Genomic DNA, 22,279 nt, shown 5'->3' on the forward strand with positions numbered 1-22,279 from the left:
ACAGGGATTATTCTTGACCTGCTTGCTGATAGTTTGCCAATTCATGACGCACTGCCATCTGTACCCATGCTCGCAAATCGTCAGCCAATTGGGCGGTATGCTCCACCAAAAATTCATCAATCTGCGTTGCCAAACTCTCATTTAGGCGAGCTTCAACCGCCTTAAAATCCACCTGATTTGCCGCATGGGAAGTTTTTTCAGCACTCAATGAGGTGGTTTCGATGGAATGAATCAAGCGGCTTGGTGTGCTGACAGCCTCGCCTTGATTGATGGCTGTAGCAACTGCCTGATAAAAATCAGCATGGGTAAAAACAAACGCTTTGCTTGGCGTATCACTATCAAGCAAATTGATAATATCATCTAGCTCATCATAGATCGCCTTGCGTGCTGCAGCTGGTGTGGCAAGCCAACGCTTGGCAAACTGAATACTTGGTGAAAAATTAGCCATAGCAAACCTTTTTTGGTTGGTGAATATAAACCGTTGCCCATTTGGTGGCAATTGTCGATGAATGCAAAACGCCCAACAACCGCTCATTTGCCAAACAAGCACCGAATATAATCTGTAAAACTATTAATTAATAGTATTGTAAATCAAAACTGCCGTGCGTGCAATCTGATATTATTGGGTAAACTTTTGTTGCATGGCGGTGCTTTTAACCAGCTCAAAACCTGTTTTGTTGGCATTTTCAATCACAAACAACGCCATCACGCCCTGTTCATTGGCAAGATTGATCGCCTGCTGATATGGCATGGCGGTCAAAGCAGTCGCCCACGCGTCCGCCAGTGCAACCGTATCGTGCAGCACTGTTACACTTGGTGCATTGTCTGCCACAGGCTTGCCCGTAACAGGGTTGATCGTGTGGCTGTATCGCTTGCCATCATAAACCACCGAGTTGCGATAACCTCCCGAAGTGGCGATGTGCAAAGAACCACCAGCAGGCTGAGTGAGTGTTGTTAGCGTTGTGCGATTGCTCTGCGTGCTATCAATCACAGGTGCATCAATGCCCAGCACCCATGCCCTGCCCTTGTCATTGACACCCATGGTTGCAACCTCGCCGCCAATCTCAACCATATAATTATTAATGCCATAATTCTCTCGTAAGGTATTAGCAATCACATCAACCGCATAGCCTTTGGCAATTGCCGAAAAATCCAAGCCAATGCCCTGTGTGCGTTTGCTGATTTTGTCGCCCTCTAGGCTGATTTTATCCAAACCAACCAAAGCTGATGCGGCAGCAATCTCACTGTCGCTTGGTGGTGATTGCAGTCGCTCAACACTCATCTTGCTGCCAAAGCCCCATAGCTCAACCAAAGGATACACAGTCGGATCAAAGGCACGATTTGACGCTTGATATACCTGCTGACTGTCTGTTAGCACTTTGATAAAATCAGCATCAATCACCAAAGGTGTATTTGCCTGTAGACGATTAAAGCGGCTGATGGTGCTATCTTGCTGATAGGTGGACATACTGTTATTAATGTCCTGCAATCGCTTATCTATCACCGACTGAATCTTGGCAAGGTCTGCTTTGTTTGCCTGCAAGCTAATATGGTAGCTTGTTCCCATCGTTTCACCGCTGATACGCTGGTAACTGGGCTTGCTATCACACGCAGCCATCACAATCGCACTACAAGCCAAGGCAACATAAGCATAACGCATAGTCATTCACCACTCCACAGGGGTAATTTTATTAATAATTAATATACATTTAATGAAATAAATCTTAGCAAATCTAAGCCGCTTCTGATCGGCGGCACCAAGTAGTAAAGCGATAATTCAGACCGCTTTTTTTGTCCGTTTTTGTATCGCTTTGATAAGTTTTTATGAAAAATTTATCATCAATATCTGGATAATAAGCATCGCCCGCCACCTCAATATCCACTTCGGTAATCTCCAGCACATGAGTAATTGGTAGGCTTTGCTGATAAATTTCACCACCGCCAATGATAAAGATTTTTTGCTGATTGCGACTGATGGCATCATCAACTGCTTGGCGTAATGCCTCATCAAGCGAACCTGCAACAACCACGCCTGCATGACAAAAATCGCTTTGGCGAGTGATGACATGATGGCTGCGATTGGGCAACACTCGTCCAAGCGACTCAAAGGTCTTGCGACCCATGACGATGACACCGCCATCTGTTAGCCGCTTAAAGTGCTGCAAATCCTCAGGAATATGCCACAAGAGCTGATTGTCTTTGCCAATGGCACGATTGCGACTGATGGCGACCACCTGCACAATTTGGACAGCCGACTGGCAAAAAAGTGTTTTCATAGCACTATCCATCAAACAGACACTTCTGCCTTGATGGCAGAGTGTGATTGGTAATTAAGAATTTTAATATCTTCAAAGGTGAAATCAAAGATATCACGCACTTGCGGATTGAGCCACAGCTGGCATGGCGGCATGGGGCTGCGACTTAACTGCAAACGAGCCTGCTCAAAGTGGTTGCTATATAGATGCGTATCGCCACCTGTCCAAACAAATTCGCCCACTTGCAAATCGCACACTTGGGCAATCATGTGGGTCAAAAGTGCATAACTTGCGATATTAAACGGCACGCCCAAAAATACATCAGCACTGCGTTGATACAGCTGACAAGACAATTTGCCCTGCTGCACAAAAAATTGAAACAGCGTATGGCAAGGTGGCAGAGCTACTGTGGCTACCTCGTTGGGATTCCAACCAGAGACAATAAGTCGGCGTGAGTTTGGGTTGGTTTTTATTTCATTCACCAGCCAAGAAATCTGGTCAAAACCATCATCACGATAGTTGCCAGCCTCATCTTTGCTCGCCCCAAAATTTCGCCACTGATGACCATACACAGGCCCCAAGTCCCCTGCCTGCCGCCCAAAGCGTGCGGTCTGCTCATCGGTTGCCCACTCATCCCAAATGGTTACTTGATTGGCGGTCAGATAGTCAATGGTGGTTTCACCCCTTAAAAACCAAAGCAGCTCATGGACGATGGATTTGATGTGTACTTTTTTGGTCGTTAGCAGCGGAAAACCTGTCGCCAAATCAAAACGCATTTGATAACCAAAAACCGAGCGAGTGCCTGTGCCTGTTCGGTCAGATTTATCCTCACCATTGTCTAGAATATGCTGTAATAATTGCAAATACTGTTTCATTGGGTTATTTTCCAGTCATAAATCGGTTTGCGATACGCCATAATCATCAAAATGACACCTGCGACAATCATCGGCACGCTGTATAATTGCCCTTTGCTCATCCACCCAAAAATCAGCTGGTAGCCGACATCTGGCTGGCGGAAAAATTCGGTGATAAAGCGACTGATGCCATAACCCAACAAAAATAACGCCGATACTGCATAGCGTGGGCGAGGCTTGGCACTAAACCACCACAAAAGCACAAATAACAACACGCCCTCCGTTGCTGCTTGATACAACTGCGAGGGATGGCGTGGCAATAACAAATAACCGCCGATATTGCTGGCAAGACTTTGTAGGCTCGGCTCAGCTTGTAGCAGCTGAAAATCGGCATCTGCTGCTTGCGGAAAATACATCAAATAAGACGCATTTGCTTGTGAAACACGCCCCCACAGTTCGCCATTGATAAAATTACCAATTCGCCCAAACAGTAGCCCTGTCGGTATGCACGGAGCAATAAAATCAAGCACGGTAAAAGCTGACTTTTGATATTTATAAGCAAAATAGCACATGGCAACCAAGACACCCACAAAGCCGCCATGAAAACTCATGCCCCCTTCCCAAACACGCAGCAGATATAATGGATTTGCCAAAAACTCACCAAAGTTATAAAGCAGCACATAGCCAATGCGACCGCCCAAAATCACGCCCAATGAGCCAAAAAACACCAAATCCGATACCATCTGAGCATTAAAATCCTCACGCTTTTTGGTACGCTGCCATGCCAAAAAATACGCCGCCGCAAAAGCAAGCAAATACATCAAGCCATACCAATGCAGCTTGATGACGCCCAAATCCAGTGCCACTGGGTTAAATTGTGGATGCAATACAGCCATAGTCCGCCCACCATTGATTTGTTATTGGTTGATTAAGGGTGCTTATTATAGTGCAATTTCGCTATTTTTTATACTTTTTGCCAAAATTCATCATAAATTTAGCGTTTGCAGTTCATTGTGGCTATCTCCGACTCCGAATCCCGTTCGGTGATTTTATATGTCAAGTTTTTGTCATCAAGTTTTTGGATTTCTACCGTAGTGGGTTCATAATTAGGCTCAAGTTCCCCATCATTTATTGCAAGGAGCACATCATCAAATTTTGGACTATGTACTGTCTGCATCTGCCACTGATAGCTATCATCTCGGGCTGACCACTTTCCTTGGTAGCCAACACGCCACAAGCCCGTCAGTTCATCATAAGTCATTTGCCCGACCTCTTCGGCTTGATAAGTTCTATCAGGGCGATAATCAATGGTGACAAAAGATAGCATCTCAAAGGGTGGATTCCAAGTCGCTTGGCAAAACCACCTGCCAAGCATCTTCCGCTCTGTGGCAGTCAGCGAAACTGATTTTTTGCCAGTCTTGGCATGGGTTATTGTCGGCAGGGCAGCAGCTACGCCACACAATACCACAAGCAGCGTCGCACAGATACGGTTTTTCATGGTCCATCCTTTGTTTTGGGCTTATAAATCATGCGGCACAATGCCACAACTGTATTATACTGCAAAACCACAGCAAACGCACACCATCAATCAGTGCTTGATGACTTTTGGTGAATGATGGGGTATAATAGACCGTTTTTCTACGCCGACCAAGCAGGAGTTGTCTTTATTTCTGTCGCTGGGGCGTTTTTTTATTAATCCAATAAGTGTTATTATGAAAAAATTTTTGCGTTATTTACTGATTGTACTGGCACTCATCCTGCTGGCAATCTTGGTATTTTTATTCCGCCCTGTTGCCAGCAAACCTGTTACTGGCAACGATGGCGAGCCTGTCGTTGATGCTGTGCTAATCGGTGGCGGTATCATGAGTGCCACGCTGGGTACTTATCTGAATGAGCTTGAACCTGACTGGAAAATCCAAATGTACGAGCGACTTGATACGGTTGCCCAAGAAAGCTCATACGCCTTTAATAATGCTGGCACAGGGCATTCTGGCTTTATGGAAATGAACTACACGCCACAAGCTGACGATGGCAGCATTGACATCAAGCGTGCCGAAAACATCGCCAGCCAGTTTGAGGTCGCCAAGCAATTTTGGGCATATCAAGTACAAAACGGCCGCTTGGGTCAGCCAAATACCTTCATCAACCCTGTGCCGCACATCGCCTTTGTCTGGGGCAATGAGGTTGATTATCTCAAACGCCGCTATCAAGCGATGGTAAAATCACCTTTATTTGCCGACATGGTCTATACCGAAGACAAGGCAGAAATCGAACGCTGGTCTCCGCTGGTGATGCAAGGCCGTGATGCCAACCAACAAGTCGCTGCCACACGCATGGACATTGGTTCAGATGTCAATTATGGTGCAATCACCACACAGCTGATTGACAGCCTAAGCAAAAACGCCAATTTCTCACTTGCCACCAATAGCGAAGTAACAGGAATTAGCCGTAATGCTGACAAAACTTGGACAGTGAGCGTCAAAAATCTAAAAACAGGTGAGCTTAGCCAAACCAAAACTCGCTTTGTTTTCATTGGTGCTGGTGGTGCAGCGGTGAAATTACTGCAATACACCGACCTACCAGAAAGCAAATATTACGCAGGCTTCCCTGTTGGCGGACTGTTCCTGATGACCGACAATCCTGCCATCACTGCAGCACACACCGCCAAAGTGTACGGCAAGGCTGAATTGGGTGCACCGCCAATGTCTGTGCCACACATTGACACTCGCTATGTTGATGGCAAAAAATATGTGCTGTTTGGCCCATTTGCCACCTATTCTAACAAGTTCCTAAAAAATGGCTCGCAGCTTGACCTTATCAAGTCAGCCACCAAGGATAATGCTCTACCGATGATTAATATCGGTCTTGAGAATACTGATTTGGTAAAATATTTAATCAGCCAAGTCATGCTAAGTGATGACGAACGCCTAAAAGAGCTACAAAAATACTATCCAAATGCCAAGCTGGAAGACTGGACAGCAGTACAAGGCGGTCAGCGTGTGCAAATCATCAAAAAACTGCCAAACGAACCAGCCAAATTACAATTTGGTACAGAGATTTTCAGCTCTGAAGACGGTACTGTTACCGCCCTACTGGGTGCATCACCAGGTGCATCAACCTCGCCACATATTTTGCTAAATCTACTAGAAAAATCATTCCCTGAGCAGGTTCAAGGCAAATGGAAGGCAAAAATTGAAGAAATCATTCCATCATACGGCAAAGATTTGTCAAAAGATGCTGCCTTGCTTGATGAAGTTCGCCGCAATACCAGCCGTACTTTGGGCTTGAACTATCAACCAAAGTCCACGCCTGCTGTTTCACCTGCGACAGATGCAGCCAATGTTGAACGATTAAAGCAAACCAGCGATGAAGTTGTCATCAAACCTGCTGCTTGATTACTTGGCAGAAAATTACTTGGCATAAATAGGGGCAAATCAGCCCCTATTTTTTTCGTCAGAATATCTCTTGGGCAAGATTAACCTTGCCATCAGCCACGAATCATCAGCCGTAATGGCGTATTGCTAATTTTCTAATTTTCTAATTTTCTAATTTTCTAATTTTCTAATTTTCTAATTTTCTAATTTTCTAATTTTCTAATTTTCTAATTTTCTAATTTTCTAATTTTCTAATTTTCTAATTTTCTAATTTTCATTGTTGCGGTTTTATAATGTCAGTCAAGTGTTTTTTTGTCAAAAATTTGACTTAAAAAATCCCCAAAACCAGCAAGATTTTGGGGATTGTAGATGCCAAAAGTATTTTTGCCATCTGCTATTTAGGGTGTCAAATTCTTAAGCGTGGCTGACACCATGGTGCATCAGCCCGCAATCGGACGGTTTACATCATACCGCCCATGCCACCCATACCGCCCATACCAGCAGGCATTGCAGCAGCATTATCTTTGGCAGGCAAATCGGTGATCATCACCTCAGTGGTCAGCATCAGACCTGCTACAGAAGCAGCGTGTTCCAAGGCAGAACGAGTTACTTTTGCAGGGTCCAAAATACCCATCTCAATCATATCGCCATATTCGCCAGTTGCAGCATTATAGCCATAGTTGCCTGTGCCATTTTTTACTGCATTGATAACCACAGAGGCCTCATCACCTGCGTTGGTTACGATTTGACGCAGCGGTGCCTCCATCGCACGGCGTAGGATATTGATACCAGCATTTTGGTCTTCGTTGTCACCTTTTAGCTCATTAAGTGCTGCCAATGCACGCACCAACGCCACACCGCCACCCGGTACAACACCTTCTTCAACCGCTGCACGAGTTGCGTGCAAAGCATCATCAACACGGTCTTTTTTCTCTTTCATTTCGGTTTCGGTGGCTGCACCAACTTTAATAACAGCAACACCGCCTGATAGTTTTGCCACGCGTTCTTGTAGCTTTTCTTTGTCGTATTCAGAGGTTGATTCTTCAACTTGACGGCGGATAGATTCAACACGGGCATCAATGGCTGCCTTGTCGCCAGCACCATCAACAATCACTGTGTTTTCTTTGCCGATGGTAACTTTTTTGGCAGTACCCAAATGTTCAATTTCGGCAGCTTCAAGCGACAGTCCAACTTCTTCAGAAATCACCACGCCACCTGTCAAGATAGCAATATCTTGCAGCATTGCTTTGCGGCGATCGCCAAAGCCGGGGGCTTTTACCGCACAAGTTTTCAGACCACCACGCAGGGTATTCACCACCAAAGTTGCCAATGCTTCATTTTCTACATCTTCAGCAATGATAAGTAGCGGACGGCTGGTTTGCATGACTTTTTCAAGCAAAGGTACGATTTCACGGATATTGCTGATTTTTTTGTCCACCAATAGGATAAACGGATTGTCAAATTCGCAAGTTAGGCTGTCTTGCTTGTTGGCAAAATATGGGCTGATATAACCACGATCAAACTGCATACCCTCAACCACTTCCAACGCATCTTCAAAGCCTGAACCCTCCTCAACGGTGATCACGCCTTGCTTGCCAACGGTCTCCATCGCACGGCTAATAAGCTCGCCGATGGTGGCATCTGAGTTTGCCGAAATTGAGCCAACTTGAGCGATTGCCTTATGGTCGTTGGCTGGGGTTGATAGTGCTTTGATTTCTGCAACAGCAGCACGCACACCTTTATCAATGCCACGCTTTAGATCCATTGGGTTCATGCCTGCAGCAACGGTTTTCATGCCCTCAACCAAGATTGCCTGTGCCAATACGGTTGCCGTTGTTGTGCCATCGCCTGCAACATCATTGGTCTTGGCAGCCACCTCACGCACCAATTGTGCACCCATATTCTCAAACTTATCCTCAAGCTCAATCTCTTTGGCAACAGAAACACCATCTTTGGTAATGGTTGGTGCACCAAATGATTTATCAATCACCACATTGCGACCTTTTGGGCCCAAAGTTACCTTGACGGCATTTGCCAAAATATTCACGCCATCAATCATTTTTTCACGAGCATTTGTGCCAAAACTTACATCTTTTGCCATGATAGTTTCCTTAAATTAAAATAAATTATGTTTATTAGCAATTTAACATAGTGTCAAAAGCATTAAGCTTCTAACACGCCAAGCACATCAGATTCTTTCATAATCAGAAGCTCTTCGCCATCAACCTTGACAGTTTGACCAGCATATTGACCAAACAGTACGGTATCGCCAACTTTTACATCCAATGAGCGTACGCCATTGTCGGTGATTTGACCGTTGCCAACAGCAAGCACTTCGCCTTGTTGTGGTTTTTCGGTGGCAGAACCTGGCAATAAAATACCCCCTGCGGTTTTTTGCTCTTCTTCGGTACGGCGAACGACAATGCGATCGTGTAGTGGACGAATTTTCATAATCACTCCATTTGGTTGTCAATAAAAAATATCGGCACAAAAGCCTAAGATGTTTTGTAAAATGGAGTTTGCTGGATAAATTTCAAGAAAAAAGTCAAAAAATTTCTGCCATTTGGCGATTTTTCACCCATTAATAAGTTTACAAAAAGTATCATTTGATTACATTTTCACCAAATAACTGTGAATTTACGCATCGTTGGTATAACTCTGTGCAAGAAAATGACGATTGCGACACAAAAAACTCAAACAATCATGAGTATTTGCCCTTGAAAATGTAACAAAATTTATCCATTATACAACCATTCGATGCCAAGCATCTTTATGCATACAAGAGGTCAATCATGAAACACTTAATCAAAAATTTATTCGCAAGCACTGCCATCGCAGGGGCAACCAGCCTAGCCACTTTGGCAAGTGCTGCGGATTTGGCCGCTTATTCAGCCACTTATAAAATCAATGCCGAAGGCAAAACTGGCACCGCCACACGCACGCTGACCAAGTCAGGCAATGCCTATCAATACCAAATCGATGGTCGTGCAGCAGGCATCGCCACACTCAAGCAAGAAGCCAGCTTTAGTTTGACTGATGGTCGCATTGTGCCAAATTCAGCAAGCCTATCAACCCGCATTTTGGGCATTGGCTATACGCACAATATCCGCTTTAATAATCGTGCCAAAAGTGTTGCCAGCACCTATAAGGGCAAGACAGCCACGCTCAATATGCCTCGCCAAGCCTATGACGACCTAAGCCTTGAGGCACAAATTCGCCAAGAGCTACTACAGGGTAAATTCTCTGGCAATTATCTCTTGGTCAAGCGAGACAGGCTGGAGACCACCAAATTCAAGCGAGCTGGCAGCAGCAAAATCACCGTACCAGCAGGCACTTATGACACGATACGCATCGATCGCATTCATGATGACAAAGATCGTGCAACCAGCTTTTGGCTGGCTCCCACGCTAAATTATCTGCCGATCAAAGTCAGCCAAACCAACGATGGCAAGACCATCTCTATGGAGCTAACCAAAATCAACTGATGGGGTAATTTTGGTTATCTGCCATCTAAAACAAATACAGAGCAGTCCATTATCCAGCTGGTACTGCTCTGTTATAAGTGGCACATTAATCAGCACAATCACTATTGCCATAGAGTCAATTAACCGACTAAGTTTGACCAAGCAATGCCAAAAATCATCGCTGATTTGACTTAGTCGGCATTGTACTGCTTATGCATGGCGGGTAATCGCTTGAGCAGAATAAACAAACAGTAATTCACCGCAAGCAATGCCAGCATACGGATAAACTGCACCGCCCACAGCAATGTTGGTGCTTTTTCATAAAAACCCATCAATACCTGCACACCTGCCAGACCCAAATAAATAAGCATAATCATGCTCACCCACATCAACGCATACGGCGAACTGCCCCGTTTTATCGCTGGTGTGCATAGCAATGCAGGCAGCACCATAAGTAGCTCAGCCACCACCCCAAGCCACAAAGGCAAAGACAAGGATACCACAGATACCACCGCCAACGGATACAGCAGCAATGCCACCACAAGCCACAGGCACCAAGACCACCACAGTCTACGGCGTGCTACAACAATCGCCTTGTCATCATACTTATGATTCATTTTTGCCCGCCTGTAATTTTTGAGCCAACATCGCCAATCGCCTACCTTGTGCAATGGCAAGCACCTGCTCATCTTGGCTAACAGGATATTGATGCTGCGTACCTGACACATGGCTTGCTCCGTATGGCGTGCCACCTTTGGTCGTGTTGGATAATTCAGGATACGCATAAGGCAATCCCATGATTAACATACCATGATGCAACAATGGCAACATCATGGACAACAGCGTACTTTCTTGACCGCCATGCTGACTGCCTGTACTGGTAAACACACAAGCAGGCTTACCCTGCAAATCACCCGCCAGCCAAGCCGACACCGTATTGTCCCAAAAGTACTTCATTGAAGCTGACATATTGCCAAAATGCGTCGGACTGCCCAGTGCCAGCCCAGCACAATCAATCAGTTCATCAATACTGCAATATAAATCGCCTTCATCAGGAATGCTTGGCAGCACAGCCTCGCTTAATGGCGAAACTTTTGGCACACGGCGAATTTTCACCGCCATGCCTGCATCATTCACCCCTTGGGCAATCAAATATGCCAACTGCTTGGTGGTGTTTTTGTTGCTGTCATACAGCACCAGAATATAAGAATCGGTCATACATTTCCCACATTATTATCTAAAATCACAAGCCAATAACTGCATTATAACAAGATTTTGGCAGTCAAGATAACTTTTCATTGCATTCATCATTAACCAAACCAGAAAATCCAAAAACCAATACACCAAACCGCCGATTTTACCAAGCTAAGTAAAATTGCCAAAATATCAAACAACAGATACATAATTACAAAAATTTTTCTTGTGTAAAATTACAGCAGATTTGTTACACTAATAGACAAACTCACTCACTAAGATGCTATCATGACTAATTTTTTGAACAAATTACCCTTTGCACATCACGCTTGGTTTATGTATTTGCGGTTATTGGTACGGCATTTTATGGAAGACGAATGCCAACAAAAAGCCGCCAGTCTCACCTATACCACTTTGCTGTCGCTTGTTCCTATGCTGACTGTGGTACTGGTGATATTCTCCAGTGTGCCAGCGTTGGCGGATTTGCGTGAGCAGGTTCAGCAGATGATTTCTACCAATCTGTTCCCAGCTGCTGGCAATCAAATCAGTGAGCATATCAAGACCTTTGCCGAAAAATCAAGCAATCTTGGTATCATCGGTGTTGCAGGCTTATTCATTACCGCCATCATGACGCTCAATACCATCGAGCACGCATTTAACAAAATTTGGCGTGTGCAAGACCGCTCAGGCGGTGCAGCAAGCATTGTGCGTTACTGGATGATTATCACCTTAGGCCCTGTGATTTTGGGCGTGGCATTTGGTGCGTCAAGTGCCATTCAGAGCGTGGATTTTTTGAACCGTCAAATCGGTGGCTATGGTATTGATTGGGGTATTTGGGCATATCTCATCTCATTTGCCCTGATGACCTGTGGCTTTGTGCTGATGTACTGGTTTATCCCAAAAGCACAAGTTCCCATCAAAAATGCCGCCATCGCAGGTATCGTTACTGCAGTATTGTTTGAAAGCCTCAAGCAAGTTTTTGGCACTGTGATGACCAACTTCACCAGCTATGAGGCAATCTATGGGGCATTTGCCGCCCTGCCAATCTTTTTGCTGTGGGTGTATTTGTCATGGAATTTAATCCTGCTTGGTGTACAAATCAGCTACACGCTGACAATTTTTGAGACCAAAGAAGTGCCAGTACGCCACCCGTTGCTTAGCTTGCTTGATATGCTTAATTTGGCATACAAACGCTATCAAAATGGCGAAACCGTCAGCGAAAACGAGCTACGCAATATGCTTGGTCGCAAAGAGCTGCCCAAGTGGAGTATGTATTTGGCTCAATTGCAGCAAAACGACCTAATTACCGAAACCAGAAATAACGAATATCTGCTCAAAACCGACCTAAACACCATCAATTTGTGGCAATTTTATAAAAAACTGCCCTATCCACTGCCCATTCGCCAAGAGCTTGATCAACTTGAGGCTGCTGACTACGATCCATGGTTTGTTGAGCTATATCAGCACTTGGACAAAATCGAACGCACGGCAAGCTCTGCCTTGGATATGTCATTGGCGACGCTGTTTGACACCACGCCACTGCGTGAAAAACAAACCATCGTGCGTATCACAGATGAAAAAACTGACGACACGGGCGAGATGCAAGGTTTTGATAATGATGCACGCCGCACCATCGATGAATCTGGCAATTCGGTGGTGATTCCTGATGGCAAGGCAGCCTTTACCGAAAGTCGCTTTGTGCAGGTTTTGCGACTGCTCAAAAAAGCACGGCATATTTTTGGTCAAAGCAAGCAAAAAATCAATGAAGTCAAACGATTATTTGATAAATAAGCCAAATTAAACCGTCAAAATATTTCATTTAATTGTAAGTATTTTGTACATTTTATTTAGTTAATTTTTATAAAACCAACCAAAGGAACGCTTATGAAACGCTTCAAACTTGCCACCTTGGCAACCATCATTGCCCTGTCAGGCTGTGCCAGCACCGACCCAACTCAAGTAGGCACAACTGCCAATAACATCGGCATGGGCATTGTCCAATCGGCGGTCAAACAAAGCTGCCAAAACCAACTTAACAAAAACCAATATTGGAAAATCGCCAGCGTCGCCATGACCCAAGAGACACAAGCCAAAGTCTCTGACACTGTCTGTGGCTGCGTTGCCGACAAAGCACCAAAAACCGTCAGCCTAGCCGAAGTTGCTACCGCTGCCATCGACCCTGCAGCACGCACCCAAGTGGCTCAAAAAGTGGTGGTTGGCTCGCTACAAGCCTGCATGAGCGATACCTTAAGCAGCTTTCTGAATAAATAACCTTCAACAAAAATGCCATCATTTGTTTGATGGCATTTGATTTTTGGGCAATGGCAAGTGCCAAAATAATAATTGGCAATTAACCAACCAAGCGACCACTTGGCAAAACTTTTTATGCAACTTACAAACCAATCTCACCAATAAATGGCAGGTGGCGGTATTTTTGATCATAGTCCAAACCATAGCCCACGATGAATCTATCCTCAACCTCAAAGCCACAAAACTGCACTACCATCTCAACCTCTCGGCGTGATGGTTTGCTCACCAAAGTGCAAATCTGCAACGAGTTTGGCTCACGCGTTTGTAAAATTTGTACAACTTTTGCCAATGTACGCCCTGAATCAATAATATCTTCAACCACCAGCACATCTTTGCCCTTAATGTCGCTGTCCAAGTCTTTTAGGATTTTGACATCGCCACTAGAGATGGTCGTTTTGTTCAGATAGCTAGAAACCGTCATAAAATCAATTTCATGCGGCTTGTCAATCTTGCGGCACAAATCTGCCATAAAAATCACCGAGCCACGCAGCAACCCAATCAGCACCAACGGCTTGTCGCTGGTTGCATAATGGGCGGTGATTTGTTCACCAAGCTGCGTAACCTTGCTGGCAATCTGCTCGGCAGAAATCATCACAGTCAGTGCCTTTGGCTGTTTCATAAAAACTCCTAAATCGTTATACGCATTCACGCTTGTTGTGCCATCTGCTTGATAATGCCAACAAGGCTAAAAGATAAGCACCGCTCCATCACGGTGCAAACATTGCCAACGCCATCTCGGACAAGGCAAATTGCCTGATATCGTTGAGCATGGTAGTGTCAAAATTATGAATAAAAGCAAAAGCAAGCCTGCGTTTGGGATCACAAAATGCCACCGAACCATTATAACCCATATGCCCATAGCCATCGGTCTGCTGTAGAGCAAATAAGCGATGAAACCCCATACGCCAACGCATATTTGCTGGCATGACCGCATCAAAGCCATCAGTTTGCACAAGACGCAACCGAGCCATGACCTCAGGACGAATAAACTGCTTGTCCTGCCATACACCATCGGCTGCGTGCATGGCATAGATGCGTGCCAAAGCCTGTGCGGTGGACACGCCATTTGCCGCTGGAATGCACGCCATCAGCACATCATCACGATGATACTCCAACCCATCTTTGGCATTGGGCATGAGTGCATTCTTATAATTGCTCAAATTCATGCGACTGGTATCAAAATACAAGCGATTGATATTGGCGGTGGTGAGCTTTTGCCCCATCAGTGCCTCTTGCCAGTGCTTGGCGGCAGAAAGCTGGGTTAATTTTTCAAGCACCGCCTCACTGTCTGGCTTTAGCACAGGTTTGCGACGCACCGTGGTGTCATTGGGCGATTCATAAAAATACCGCACTGGCTTGGCAATCTGATTTAACAAAGAGGCATCGATACCATAGTACAACTGACCTGACACCCCAAGCGGCTCGGCCAAATATCGCTGCAAGGCTTCATTAAGCGACATACCAGTTGCTCGCTCAACCACACCACCCAGCACCCAGCCTGACACCAACGCACTATAAGCACTGGCATAGTTTTCCTTGTCTTGTGATTTTGGTATACAGACAGGCATGGCAGCAACCCTATCGAGCATCTGCGTCCAGTCAAGCAATATCGCGGCATCACTTGCCACCGAACTGATATCAAACAAACCAGCACGATGACTTAAGACTTCACTTAATAAAATATCCGCCTTGCCGTTTTTGGCAAAATCTTGCCAATAATAGCTAACAGGTCGCTCATATTCCAGCAATCCCTGCGATACCAAGATGGCAATCAAGGTTGCCATCACACCTTTACCGATAGAAAAATTCACCGACAAAGTTTGGTCTGACCACGGCTGATTTGGCAGTGCTTGCCCTGTGCTGGCACAAACCACCTGCTCGCCTTGATGATAAATCACCAAAGCACCGCCAGCAGGTACATCATCAAATTGCAAAGCGTCTAATGTCGCTTGAAAATCTGCATACTGCATTGATTTTCCTATATTTATTGATTTATAAAAAAGCAATTGTACCAAGCAGGTGCGTTTTGTCGCTGTTTTTGGCATACATCGCAAACTCAATGCCCAACTGGCATGGTTCATCGCTAATCAGCTCCACCGTTGACGGCAAAAATACTGGCAATTTAAACGACACATCTACACGAAATGCAGCAGGCAGAGCGTATTGACGAGAAATTATCGCCAGTGAGCGAGCCTTTGTCCACATACCATGAGCGATTGCTCGCGGGAAGCCAAAGGCACGAGCCGACAAAGGATGCAGATGAATCAAATTAAAATCCCCAGAAACAAAAGCATAACGGCGACCAATATCCTCATCGATGACAATCTCTTGTGCCACACCGCCTGCCACTGGTTGCATTTTGGCGGCGACAAGCTGTTTGGTATCGCCAGCAGTTCGCTGCTTGCTCTTTTTTTGGCGAGATAAATAGGTCGAAACCCCTTGCCAAACCAGCTCATCTGCAACACTGACTGTGGTAATAAAATCAAACTGCTGCCCCTTGTCATGCGGCTGTAGATTGTCCAAACGCACAGACATACTCACCGTCTCGGTATCAAAAATCACACGGTGCTGCACGACACTGTTGGCGATATGCACAAGCCCAAGCATGGCAAAAGGAAAATCATGCCTTGCCATCATATTCATCTGCAAAGTTTGCGACAATACTGCAAAATAAGTCGCTGGCACACGGCCATCATCAACAAAACCGCAGATTTTGCGATATTCACGCAAATTGCTTTGGTCAATTGCTAATTTTTGCACTGTATATACGCCACTGGGCAGACTGGTTGCCTTATTGTCAGCAGATGGCAGCAGGCTTTTGATGACATTGGCATAAGTGGTGTGCAGCTTTGGCAACTCTTGAAATTGTAAATCTGACATAATTTCTCCCTTGGTGCAAAAAACTGTATGAATTGTTTGAAATTACAATAAAATCTCTTTAGAAGATTTTCACATTATCAAACAATTCACCAAAATCCCATCAAGCACCCAATAAACTCTGACCACAAACACGGATAATGTTGCCATTAATGCCGCCTGAGCGAGGCGATAATAGCCATGCGATGGTCTCGGCAACATCAACAGGTTCGCCGCCTTGGCTCATTGAGTTCATACGGCGACCTGCCTCACGGATTGCAAAGGGGATTTGGCTGGTCATCTTGGTCTCAATAAATCCAGGTGCAACGGCGTTGATGGTGCGTGCCGTACCAGCAAATAGTTTGGCCGTTGCCTGCGTCAGTCCAATCACCCCTGCCTTGCTGGTGGCGTAATTTGTCTGACCCAAATTACCAGCAATGCCCGAAATTGATGACACGCACACAATGCGAGCTGTATCGCTAAGCCCATTATTCTCAAGCAAATAATCGTTGATACGCACGATGGCAGCAAGGTTAATCTGCATCACCAAATCCCACTGCTCTTGGCTCATTTTTGCCAAAGTCTTATCTCGTGTAATGCCTGCATTATGCACCACGCCATCAAGCACGCCACACGCACGGACAATCTGCTCGGCAGCATCATCGGCGGTAATATCCAGCGGCAGTGCATAGCCACCAATCCGCCCTGCAACTTTTTGCAATTGTGCCAGATTGGCAGGCACATCAAGGCAATAGACTTTGGCACCCTCACGAGCCAGCACCTGTGCAATCGCCTCACCAATGCCACGACTGGCACCCGTTACCAGTATTTTTTTGTCAAGCAAAGATTTATTTAATGCAAAAGCTGTCAATTCGCTCGGCGTGGCAGACTGATAAGCATCAACAATGGTAACGGCTTGTGCTGACACATAGGCAGATTTTGCTGACATAAAGAACTCAAGTGCCACCGCAAGCTCTGATTCTGCTCCTTTTTTTACATACAGCACTTGGGCGGTGATGCCCTGTTTAAATTCTTTGGCGATGGACTTAACAAAGCCCAACAAAGCACGCTGTGCTAAGGCAAAGCCAATATCTGTGCCAGTGCAGCACTCAGGGCGACCAATGACAATCACACGACCTGATGACTTAATGCGGCGAGCCAGCGGCTGAAAAAATTGGTACAACTGCTGCAACTGCTCGCTGCTTTTGATATTACTGGCATCAAAAATCACCACCTTAAAGCGTGCATTTTCGTCCTCCAGACGCGTCTTGATTGAGCTGCTTGGCAGAGCAAAACGCTCAGGCTCACTACAGGCAATCTTCGCCTGATGCACCTGCAAAATATCAGCCAATGCATCAGATACCGAATTATCATCGCCCACCGACAGCCCCAGTGCCAACTCACCACGCACCACGGGCTGCCCCAGCTCATAGCGGTCAAGTTTGATTGGCATTGGCAAGCCAAGATTTTTTGCTACTTTTCTGCCCAGTGGTGATTGCACCAATTCCCCATAACGATCGCTCATAAATACTCCTTGATAAAACAATAACCTGTTTTTGTCAAACACCCATGCTTAGCAATGCCACATCAGCAATACTAAGCACAAGATGCCTTGCAACCAAATCTTATACAAATACAACGCCCCATTGTAGCACAAAACAACAATAATGATAAATCGTGCTTTTTGGTTGATTAAGTGAAATTATCATAAATGATAAAGGTGGCTCTGACCACTTGCACAACTGAAAATTTTTACCATCGTGTATGAGCAAAGTAAATTTTGGCAAGTCAAGACAGACAGACGGCTACTTAAACAGCAAAATAACATGACTTGTTGCAAATTAATCTTATATATTTTGCATTAAAGCCAATTAACATCAGCCATAAGCACGGAGTTTTTTGATTATTTATTTAACTTATTGTTAATAATTATTCATCTATTAAACCACAGCCATAATAACTATTTTGCATGATTTGGGCGTTTTTAATAATATTTTGTTATAATTTGTGAATTTTTCCCACATTCGCCGTCAATAATGCTAAGCTAGGCATAACGGTTGCCAAATCAAGGCAGCTCAATATTTTGCAGATATCAATAAGGATAAGCCATGACAACCATCAAAAAAGTCGCCATCTTGGGCGGTAATCGCATTCCTTTTGCTCGCAGCAATGGCGTATATGCCGATGCCAGCAATATTGATATGCTAAGTGCTGCTTTGGACGGCTTGGTCGCAAGATTTGACTTGGCAAATAAACCCATTGGCGAAGTCGTTGCAGGCACAGTGCTAAAACACAGCCGCGACCTAAACCTAACACGAGAAGCTGTACTTAATACCGAACTTGCCGCCACCACACCTGCCTATGACATCTCTCAGGCCTGTGGTACAGGGCTGCAAGCTGCATTTGCCGTTGCCAACAAAATCGCCCTTGGCATCATTGATAGCGGTATCACAGGTGGTACAGACACCACCTCTGACGCACCGATTGCTCTTGGCGATGGTTTACGCAAACCCTTATTGCGACTTAGCAATGCCAAAACCGCCAAACAGCGATTGGCAGCACTTGGTAGCATTAACCCAAAAAATCTACTCGCCCTGCCTGAAAATGGCGAGCCACGCACCCGCTTATCCATGGGTGAGCACCAAGCCATCACTGCTCTAGAGTGGAACATCACTCGCACAGCACAAGATGAGCTTGCCTATGCCAGCCACCAAAATCTTGCTCGTGCCTATGAGGCGGGATTTTTTGATGATTTAATCACCCCCTATAAGGGCTTGAGCGTTGATAATAATCTGCGTGCTGATACAACACTTGAAAAACTCGCTGGGCTAAAGCCTGCTTTTGGCAAAAAAAACGCCAACCCAACCATGACTGCTGGCAACTCCACCCCACTGACTGATGGTGCGTCTTGCGTTCTACTTGCCAGTGATGAATGGGCAGCGGCACATGGCGTTGAGCCTTTGGCGTACATCACTCATCAACAAACTGCTGCGGTTGATTTTATTGGCAAGCAAGGACTGACCGAGGGCTTGTTAATGGCACCTGCTTATGCTGTGCCAAAAATGCTTGCCAAAGCTGGGCTTAGCTTGCAAGATTTTGATTTTTATGAAATTCATGAAGCGTTTGCCTCACAAGTGCTTGCTACGCTTGCCGCTTGGGAGGACGAAAGTTTTTGCAAAAACAGACTGGGGCTTGACGCACCATTGGGTAGCATTGACCGCAACAAACTCAATGTCAATGGCTCAAGTTTGGCCGCTGGGCATCCATTTGCAGCCACAGGTGGGCGTATTTTGGCAACCGCTGCCAAACTGCTTGCCCAAAAAGGCTCGGGTCGTGCATTGATTTCCATTTGTGCCGCTGGAGGACAAGGGGTAACTTGTATTCTTGAGCGTTGATTTGATTTTTTGCCAGACTTATTACAAACTTCCTCTAAATCAGAGGAAGTTTTTTTATAAAAACTAAACAATAATTTAATATAATATAAAAAATTTCTTGTATCTTGCAACCATCTTCCCACTCCCCACCCATCAAAACCACCCTGTGTTTGGGTTTGGCTAATTGCTGTGGTTTTGGTGTATTTTGTTCATCTGGGTGTTGTTTAATGCCCTGTTTTCTAAGGTAAACTATGCTAACTATCAAACATCTTTCGCTGGCAACAGCGATTGCTGCGGCAAGTTTTGCAGTGTCTGCTTCGGCAAATACTGTGGTTGTGCCTGGCAGCTCTCATGTTAAATGGACCAAATCAGCTTCTGGTGATTTGAACAATCTACAACTTAGCGATCGTACTGCTGGTGTTGTGTTTATTCGCCCAAGTGCCAACAATCAAGTTGCACCTGAATCAAGCACCAACATCGGTCTTGATGGTCGTTTCCTAACCAGCTTGCAAGACGGTCATTATTCAGCAGGTGTGGTATGTGCTGGCAATGTTAAGCTAAGTGCTATCCCAACCGCTGCCAAAGTTAATGACTTGGCCATCGGTGCTGCTACCATCAATCTAAAAGCAGGCGAAACTCAGTACTTCCTAGTTGGCACAGAACAAAACTATGTCCCAGTGCTACAACAAATCAGTGCTGAACAAGCAAGACAAGTATTGTCTGCCGACAAAACTTACAAACAAAACCATCAAATCAGCCGTGTAAACCCTGAAAACTGCCCAGCTCCAGCTCCAGTACCAGCACCTGTTGTGCCAGCTCCAGCTCCAGTACCAGCACCGACTGAATACTATGTAGAAACTCGCCCAAATGTTCGCTTGAACATCTTGTTTGACTTTGACAAATCAAACATCAAATCACAATACCAAGGCGAAGTTGCCAAAGCAGCGGCATTCTTGTCTCAATACCCAGATGCCAAGGCAATCATCGAAGGTCATACCGACTCTGTTGGTTCTGATGCCTACAACCAACGCCTATCAGAGCGTCGTGCCAATGCTGTGCGTGAAGCCCTTATCAAAAATCACGGCATCGCAGCCAATCGTTTGACCGCTCAAGGTTTTGGTGAATCTCGTCCAGTTGCTACCAACAGCACTGATGCTGGTCGTCAAGAAAACCGCCGTGTGATGGTTGTGATTCCAAGCGAGTAATTTTTTTTGAAAAATTGCTATAAATAGCTTATTTATTTTTATTAATTTCAAAGAAATTTTATATGAAAAATATCATCGTAAAAATCAATGACGCTGTACAAACTGTACAAGAAGTCAATGTTGTTACCAATGATGGTCAACCAACCGTCATTAAAGCAACAAAAAATGTAAACTATCAATTCATCGACCGTGCAACTGGTCGTGGCCCTGACCACATCGTAACCAAACGCGTCGGTCAAGACCTACACATCTCTTTGGAAGATGAAGGCAAAGAAAGCGATCTTATCATCGAAGGTTTTTATGACCAAGACGGTGCTGCTGCCTTGATTGGTCAAGCCGAAAATGGTCAATACTACTACTATGTGCCAGATACTGGTGAAGTGGCTGATTATGTTACTCAGCTGGTTCCTGGTGATATCGAAGGTCAAGCATTGGGCGGCGAATCAGTTGTTGCTCCATGGTGGCTTGGTGCTACCCAAACCAAAGCAGCCATCTGGCCATGGCTACTGGGCGGTCTATTGGGTGCAGGTGCAATCGCTGCCTTGGCAAATGATGATGACGATAAGAGTAGTAATGATAATAACTCAACTACGCCTGTTCAGCCTACGCCTACCCCAGTAGCTTCAAAACCAACCGTTACACCATCAACCACTGATGGTTCAGTAAGCGTAAATCCAGGTACAGGCAACAATGAAGTGCCGATTACTTTCACAGGTGAAGACAATCAACCGAAGAAAGTAACCGCCAAGAAAGATACGCAAAGCAATACTTGGACATTGGACGATCCAAACGGCACAGGTGCGACCATCAATCCACAAACAGGCGAAGTCACTATCCCACAAGATAGCGTTAAAGACGGTGAGAAAGTAACGGCTATCGGTAAAGAGACAGGTAAAAATGACTCTGAGCCAGTAGACGGCAATGCTGGCACTGACAGCAAAAATGCTGAAGTAGACAACTCAAACAACGATGGCGTAGTTACTACTTCTGTAAACGAAGGTGAAGTACAAGTTACTACCGTTAAGCTAACCAACAACAACGGTGCTGAGCTAACGCTTGATGATGTGGTAGGTTCAGCCAATGCTGACGACTTCGAAACGCTTGAGTTCTCAAACGGTGTAACCGTTGATAACAATGGTAAAATCATCGTTCCAGCTGGCGTGAAAGAATTCACCATCAGCATGAAGACTGTGGAAGACAGCACCACTGAAGGCGATGAAACCGTTCAATTCACCATCGGTGGCGTAAAAGGTAACGAAGCGACTATTAAAGACACTTCAACTACGCCAAAAACCGCCACCCCAACTGTTACTGTAACTAACAAAGATACAGACAACAACGGAGCTGATGATAAAACCACCATTTCAGGCAAAACCGAGCCGAATGCCGTGGT

General features: G+C 45.3%; 21 protein-coding genes. 7 read left to right on the plus strand and 14 right to left on the minus strand.

What is annotated here, in order from left to right:
• Positions 1-7: 7 nt before the first annotated feature.
• From BW928_RS08550 to BW928_RS08575, 6 genes are all read right to left on the minus strand, one after another.
• Positions 8-448: a hypothetical protein gene (locus tag BW928_RS08550; RefSeq protein ID WP_076555812.1), complete on the minus strand. Its 441-nt coding sequence runs from the start codon at positions 446-448 to the stop codon at positions 8-10.
• A gap of 171 nt (positions 449-619) precedes the next feature.
• Complete coding sequence (locus BW928_RS08555) at positions 620-1,618, minus strand: FAD:protein FMN transferase (RefSeq protein WP_375537537.1); 999 nt, start codon at positions 1,616-1,618, stop codon at positions 620-622.
• A gap of 115 nt (positions 1,619-1,733) precedes the next feature.
• Positions 1,734-2,276 carry a dihydrofolate reductase gene (locus BW928_RS08560; protein ID WP_076555813.1) on the minus strand — a complete coding sequence of 181 codons (543 nt, stop codon included), beginning with the start codon at positions 2,274-2,276 and terminating at the stop codon, positions 1,734-1,736.
• 11 nt (positions 2,277-2,287) lie between these two features.
• Positions 2,288-3,130 (minus strand): thymidylate synthase, encoded by an 843-nt coding sequence (gene thyA, locus BW928_RS08565; protein WP_076555814.1) that lies wholly within the window; start codon positions 3,128-3,130, stop codon positions 2,288-2,290.
• Positions 3,127-4,005, minus strand: a complete 879-nt coding sequence (lgt, locus tag BW928_RS08570; protein WP_076555815.1) for a prolipoprotein diacylglyceryl transferase — start codon at positions 4,003-4,005, stop codon at positions 3,127-3,129. The genes thyA and lgt overlap by 4 nt, the downstream gene beginning before the upstream one ends.
• 98 nt (positions 4,006-4,103) lie before the next feature.
• On the minus strand, positions 4,104-4,607 hold the full coding sequence (locus BW928_RS08575; protein WP_076555816.1) for a hypothetical protein: 504 nt from the start codon (positions 4,605-4,607) through the stop codon (positions 4,104-4,106).
• A gap of 214 nt (positions 4,608-4,821) precedes the next feature.
• Between BW928_RS08575 and mqo the strand changes: the two genes are divergently transcribed.
• A complete protein-coding gene (gene mqo, locus BW928_RS08580; RefSeq protein WP_076555817.1) occupies positions 4,822-6,504 on the plus strand; it encodes a malate dehydrogenase (quinone) in 1,683 nt (560 codons plus the stop codon).
• Positions 6,505-6,943: 439 nt separating this feature from the next.
• Here the strand turns inward: mqo and groL are convergent, their stop codons facing one another.
• Both groL and BW928_RS08590 read right to left on the minus strand, forming a co-directional pair.
• Positions 6,944-8,587 carry a chaperonin GroEL gene (groL, locus tag BW928_RS08585; protein ID WP_076555818.1) on the minus strand — a complete coding sequence of 548 codons (1,644 nt, stop codon included), beginning with the start codon at positions 8,585-8,587 and terminating at the stop codon, positions 6,944-6,946.
• Between the two features lie 59 nt (positions 8,588-8,646).
• The gene (locus BW928_RS08590) at positions 8,647-8,937 is read right to left on the minus strand and encodes a co-chaperone GroES (RefSeq protein ID WP_169835308.1); all 291 of its coding nucleotides are present in this window, start codon (positions 8,935-8,937) and stop codon (positions 8,647-8,649) included.
• Between the two features lie 338 nt (positions 8,938-9,275).
• On the opposite strand from BW928_RS08590, the gene BW928_RS08595 reads away from it, so the two are divergent.
• Complete coding sequence (locus BW928_RS08595; RefSeq protein ID WP_076555820.1) at positions 9,276-9,968, plus strand: DUF3108 domain-containing protein; 693 nt, start codon at positions 9,276-9,278, stop codon at positions 9,966-9,968.
• 170 nt (positions 9,969-10,138) lie between these two features.
• Here the strand turns inward: BW928_RS08595 and BW928_RS08600 are convergent, their stop codons facing one another.
• Together BW928_RS08600 and wrbA are read right to left on the minus strand one after the other, a co-directional pair.
• Positions 10,139-10,564, minus strand: coding sequence for a hypothetical protein (locus BW928_RS08600; RefSeq protein ID WP_076555821.1), 426 nt, complete (start codon positions 10,562-10,564; stop codon positions 10,139-10,141).
• On the minus strand, positions 10,554-11,165 hold the full coding sequence (gene wrbA, locus BW928_RS08605; RefSeq protein WP_076555822.1) for an NAD(P)H:quinone oxidoreductase: 612 nt from the start codon (positions 11,163-11,165) through the stop codon (positions 10,554-10,556). Before wrbA ends, BW928_RS08600 begins: the two co-directional genes overlap by 11 nt.
• A 264-nt stretch (positions 11,166-11,429) precedes the next feature.
• Between wrbA and BW928_RS08610 the strand changes: the two genes are divergently transcribed.
• Complete coding sequence (locus tag BW928_RS08610; protein ID WP_076555823.1) at positions 11,430-12,932, plus strand: YihY family inner membrane protein; 1,503 nt, start codon at positions 11,430-11,432, stop codon at positions 12,930-12,932.
• Between the two features lie 93 nt (positions 12,933-13,025).
• Entirely contained in the window at positions 13,026-13,412 is a 387-nt protein-coding gene (locus tag BW928_RS08615; RefSeq protein ID WP_076555824.1) for a hypothetical protein, read from the plus strand.
• A gap of 121 nt (positions 13,413-13,533) precedes the next feature.
• Here the strand turns inward: BW928_RS08615 and hpt are convergent, their stop codons facing one another.
• The 4 genes from hpt to BW928_RS08635 all read right to left on the minus strand — a co-directional run bounded on the left by hpt (position 13,534) and on the right by BW928_RS08635 (position 17,832).
• Entirely contained in the window at positions 13,534-14,070 is a 537-nt protein-coding gene (gene hpt / locus BW928_RS08620) for a hypoxanthine phosphoribosyltransferase (RefSeq protein ID WP_076555825.1), read from the minus strand.
• A gap of 88 nt (positions 14,071-14,158) precedes the next feature.
• Positions 14,159-15,421 carry a serine hydrolase domain-containing protein gene (locus BW928_RS08625; RefSeq protein ID WP_076555826.1) on the minus strand — a complete coding sequence of 421 codons (1,263 nt, stop codon included), beginning with the start codon at positions 15,419-15,421 and terminating at the stop codon, positions 14,159-14,161.
• 22 nt (positions 15,422-15,443) lie between these two features.
• Positions 15,444-16,331 (minus strand): MaoC family dehydratase, encoded by an 888-nt coding sequence (locus BW928_RS08630; RefSeq protein ID WP_076555827.1) that lies wholly within the window; start codon positions 16,329-16,331, stop codon positions 15,444-15,446.
• A gap of 100 nt (positions 16,332-16,431) precedes the next feature.
• Complete coding sequence (locus BW928_RS08635; RefSeq protein WP_076555828.1) at positions 16,432-17,832, minus strand: 3-oxoacyl-ACP reductase; 1,401 nt, start codon at positions 17,830-17,832, stop codon at positions 16,432-16,434.
• Between the two features lie 583 nt (positions 17,833-18,415).
• Here BW928_RS08635 and BW928_RS08640 point away from each other — a divergent pair.
• The 3 genes from BW928_RS08640 to BW928_RS08650 all read left to right on the plus strand — a co-directional run.
• Positions 18,416-19,702 (plus strand): acetyl-CoA C-acetyltransferase, encoded by a 1,287-nt coding sequence (locus BW928_RS08640; protein WP_076555829.1) that lies wholly within the window; start codon positions 18,416-18,418, stop codon positions 19,700-19,702.
• 230 nt (positions 19,703-19,932) lie between these two features.
• Positions 19,933-20,886 (plus strand): OmpA family protein, encoded by a 954-nt coding sequence (locus BW928_RS08645; protein ID WP_076555830.1) that lies wholly within the window; start codon positions 19,933-19,935, stop codon positions 20,884-20,886.
• Positions 20,887-20,948: 62 nt separating this feature from the next.
• Positions 20,949-22,279 (plus strand): hypothetical protein (locus BW928_RS08650; RefSeq protein ID WP_200800842.1); only part of this gene is annotated, 1,331 nt, incomplete at its 3' end.

It is taken from the genome of Moraxella cuniculi DSM 21768 (assembly GCF_900156515.1).
GTDB lineage: Bacteria > Pseudomonadota > Gammaproteobacteria > Pseudomonadales > Moraxellaceae > Moraxella > Moraxella cuniculi.

Bases quoted from the DNA above. Each gene is read 5' to 3' on its own strand.
- BW928_RS08550 (WP_076555812.1), bottom strand. From the start codon at position 448: ATGGCTAATTTTTCACCAAGTATTCAGTTTGCCAAGCGTTGGCTTGCC.
- BW928_RS08555 (WP_375537537.1), bottom strand. From the start codon at position 1,618: ATGGCTGCGTGTGATAGCAAGCCCAGTTACCAGCGTATCAGCGGTGAA.
- BW928_RS08560 (WP_076555813.1), bottom strand. From the start codon at position 2,276: ATGAAAACACTTTTTTGCCAGTCGGCTGTCCAAATTGTGCAGGTGGTC.
- thyA (WP_076555814.1), bottom strand. From the start codon at position 3,130: ATGAAACAGTATTTGCAATTATTACAGCATATTCTAGACAATGGTGAG.
- lgt (WP_076555815.1), bottom strand. From the start codon at position 4,005: ATGGCTGTATTGCATCCACAATTTAACCCAGTGGCACTGGATTTGGGC.
- BW928_RS08575 (WP_076555816.1), bottom strand. From the start codon at position 4,607: ATGAAAAACCGTATCTGTGCGACGCTGCTTGTGGTATTGTGTGGCGTA.
- mqo (WP_076555817.1), top strand. From the start codon at position 4,822: ATGAAAAAATTTTTGCGTTATTTACTGATTGTACTGGCACTCATCCTG.
- BW928_RS08595 (WP_076555820.1), top strand. From the start codon at position 9,276: ATGAAACACTTAATCAAAAATTTATTCGCAAGCACTGCCATCGCAGGG.
- BW928_RS08600 (WP_076555821.1), bottom strand. From the start codon at position 10,564: ATGAATCATAAGTATGATGACAAGGCGATTGTTGTAGCACGCCGTAGA.
- wrbA (WP_076555822.1), bottom strand. From the start codon at position 11,165: ATGACCGATTCTTATATTCTGGTGCTGTATGACAGCAACAAAAACACC.
- BW928_RS08610 (WP_076555823.1), top strand. From the start codon at position 11,430: ATGACTAATTTTTTGAACAAATTACCCTTTGCACATCACGCTTGGTTT.
- BW928_RS08615 (WP_076555824.1), top strand. From the start codon at position 13,026: ATGAAACGCTTCAAACTTGCCACCTTGGCAACCATCATTGCCCTGTCA.
- hpt (WP_076555825.1), bottom strand. From the start codon at position 14,070: ATGAAACAGCCAAAGGCACTGACTGTGATGATTTCTGCCGAGCAGATT.
- BW928_RS08625 (WP_076555826.1), bottom strand. From the start codon at position 15,421: ATGCAGTATGCAGATTTTCAAGCGACATTAGACGCTTTGCAATTTGAT.
- BW928_RS08630 (WP_076555827.1), bottom strand. From the start codon at position 16,331: ATGTCAGATTTACAATTTCAAGAGTTGCCAAAGCTGCACACCACTTAT.
- BW928_RS08635 (WP_076555828.1), bottom strand. From the start codon at position 17,832: ATGAGCGATCGTTATGGGGAATTGGTGCAATCACCACTGGGCAGAAAA.
- BW928_RS08640 (WP_076555829.1), top strand. From the start codon at position 18,416: ATGACAACCATCAAAAAAGTCGCCATCTTGGGCGGTAATCGCATTCCT.
- BW928_RS08645 (WP_076555830.1), top strand. From the start codon at position 19,933: ATGCTAACTATCAAACATCTTTCGCTGGCAACAGCGATTGCTGCGGCA.